2 protein-coding genes are annotated in these 2880 nt (G+C 47.2%); one reads left to right on the top strand and one right to left on the bottom strand.

Going from position 1 to position 2880, the window contains the following annotated elements:
- On the bottom strand, positions 1 to 929 hold a 929-nt coding region (locus OSCI_RS10680), incomplete at its 3' end, for a hypothetical protein (protein WP_039962104.1).
- A 248-nt stretch (positions 930 to 1177) separates the two neighbouring features.
- Here OSCI_RS10680 and OSCI_RS10675 point away from each other — a divergent pair.
- Positions 1178 to 2788: a metallophosphoesterase family protein gene (locus OSCI_RS10675; protein WP_007354948.1), complete on the top strand. Its 1611-nt coding sequence runs from the start codon at positions 1178 to 1180 to the stop codon at positions 2786 to 2788.
- The last annotated feature ends 92 nt before the right edge of the window (positions 2789 to 2880 follow it).

Raw genomic sequence — 2880 nt, 5'->3', positions numbered from 1 at the left:
GCACCTAAATACAGCTTGGCAACTTCTATGTTTTTTCGGGTTCTGGAAATTAAACCTAAGTAATTTTCCTCACTTGGTTCTCCCATAAAATGATGAAAAACCAGTTCGGGTTTCAGGAAGTTCATAAATCCTTCCATTTTTTGTAGAGACCTGCGGTATCCGCCAACTGTGTAGGAATTAACATTACTCAGTTCGTGATTAGTTTCGGGCATAAGATTCCAGGTATTATCCAAAAAATCTGCCGAATTAGGATAGGCAAAGTTCTCAACGTCGCGGTTGCCCAATCTCACTGATTGTCTGACTACTTCGCAAGTTTCGGCATCTGTCCAGCCAAAGTTAAACTGAATATTAGCCTCAATTAAGCGGTGGTGAAGTAGTTCGCTGGCAGTCAAGCCAGATGGTGAAATTGGTCGAAATGGAATTGTCGCTTCGATGCAGGCTGCGATTTTGGCAATGATATTAGTGGGTAAGAAAGGCTCTAAACATTTTGCAGCCATGATCGCGCTCAAAAATTCATTTTGACCTGCGAAGGGTGAGAGAGTTTGTCCGGGAACAAACCCGAATATAACTGCTACTAACTCGTACATCAAGTCTTTAGTAATTTCATTTTCGTCTTTGATTACTAGCTGCGATCGCACCTCCTTGACAAACGGACAAATATAGCTACTGATGTTAAAACCAACACCCTGATCTACTTGAACGTAAACCATGTCGTGAAATAAAGCTGCCAATACCTCGACGGGATCGACTGACCCCCCGACCTCAAAAATATGTTCTGACGTATGAAAGTAACGCCAAGGGCCCCTCATGGTTTGAATAATCAGCTCGGCTGTATATTCAAGTCGATCTGGTTCTACTTGACCGCCTAGCTGTCTGATTGACGTTACCAAGCAATCTAAGCATCGTTTCTGCTCAGCTAAAAGCTCCATCGCGCACCTCCACTGCTTTCCCTGATTCCTCGGCTTGATTGCATACTATCAAAAGCGCTAGTTGAATGCCATCTGTGACTTAGTATCGTACATTACAGGAGATTTCACTCCTGCTAAATTTGTTGCATTTTCACTAAATTATTACAAATAGATGTCTCTATACGGTAGCCTTCCCCTAGATGGATGTCAAAACTCTAGCGATCGCTGCACGATCGACTGAGAACTAAGAAATCTAGGAGATAGACGGCGTGCAATTTGTATCTGATCCGCCAATTCCCGTTAAAATCGGCAAGATGAAAGAGCGGGTGCGGTGGCAAGACAGATTAATTGTGGAACGGGGTATCGATCAAACGCGGCTGGTGTTGGGCGATCGCTCTCCAGATAGTGAAGAGTTCTCATTTTTAGTCGCAGGCGATAGCGGATCGGGAAACGAGGGCGGACAGAACCCCCAGCGTCGCGTTGCCCAAATTATGGCTGCCCGCCGCGATCGCTGCCGTTTCCTGCTGCACACTGGAGATGTCGTTTATCTAGTCGGTTCCAGCGAGTATTATCAGCAAAATTTTATTAACCCCTACCGCGAGTTTCTAGTCGGAGGTGACGCGCCATCCCACATTGCCTACGACAAAATGGTATTCAATCTGCCGTTCCTCCCGGTTCCTGGCAATCACGATTACTACGACTTACCCCTGATCTACGGCATTCTCGCCCAGAGTGCCTTGCCGCTGCGCCGTCTGTTCCAGTCGAAATTAGATTTCGATGTTGGTTGGCACGGATCGCGCCAAGGCCATGCTTATGCTAAAGCGTTTCTTGATTGTCTCCAAGCTTTTAACCTTCCCGGCCAACTCGATCGCCACCTAGATACTCACTACACTGCCCAAACTAACACTGGTCGCTGTTTGCACTACGAACCTGGACGCTTTACCCGTTTGCCAAATCGTTATTACACTTTCCGCAGTGGGGGCATTGATTTTTTTGCCCTAGATTCAAATACTTTTAACGCGCCGCTACCGCTACCAGCGACGCAGGCGGGAGATGCTTACCGCCGCGAGTTGGAAGTTCAACGGCAGGATTTAGAACAAGAAAGGTTGCAAATTCTGGAAGCTTCGGCAAATTTGAATCGCGATCGCCCTCAAGAAGCTGAACAGTTGGACGATTTCCGCGCCAAGTTAGCGCAGATTGATGAGCAAAGGTTGGACATTGATAAACACCTGGCAGCAGACAAAACAACTGTAACTGACTCCGAACAGCTTAACTGGCTTAAGGAAAGGCTGATTGCATCTTGGCAGAGTCCAGACGTGCGAGGGCGGGTAATTTACCTGCATCACCCTCCCTATGTCACTGAAGCGACGAAGTGGAATCAAGGTCAAACTTTGGCAATTCGTTATCGCCTCCGCGAGGTATTTGATGCGGTGGCGGATGCAGTTGGAGACTTGGGGGAACGGCGAGGAGTGGCAGATTTAATTCTAAGTGGTCATGCTCACTGTTTGGAATATATACGCACTGGGGACACTGGGCACGCTGATGCTTATACAAATTGGATTGTTTGCGGAGGTAGCGGTCATAGTCTGCGCCGTCAACGGGAGGAAGGGCCTGTATTGGTGGAGGCCTTTGATGAGGCCCAGAGTTACCAGTTGGCGCGATCGCAGGGAAAACGACCTGACAAGGGTAGCATCCCCGTTGCCGAATCGCTGCTTTTTGTCGGTCGCAACGGTCAAGGTTCGCAAAAACGCCGTCCTTACTCATTTTTACAGATTGATGTTTTGGCAGGGAACCCGCCTAAATTCAGAGTCCGACCCGCGATCGCTGAACGCTTTAAAGGACAATGGCATTACAGTGAAGTTAAACCATTTATTATTTGATTTTTGGGATTGTTAACTGTTAACTGTTAACTGTTATAGCAACCTTCTTGGCAATTAAGGCGTTCTGAGTTCCACCAAACTCGCTGATTCTA

Origin of the sequence: Kamptonema sp. PCC 6506 (genome assembly GCF_000180455.1) — a bacterium.
Classification (GTDB): Bacteria; Cyanobacteriota; Cyanobacteriia; order Cyanobacteriales; family Microcoleaceae; genus Kamptonema; species Kamptonema formosum.
This window is presented reverse-complemented; position numbering and strand designations above follow the sequence as displayed.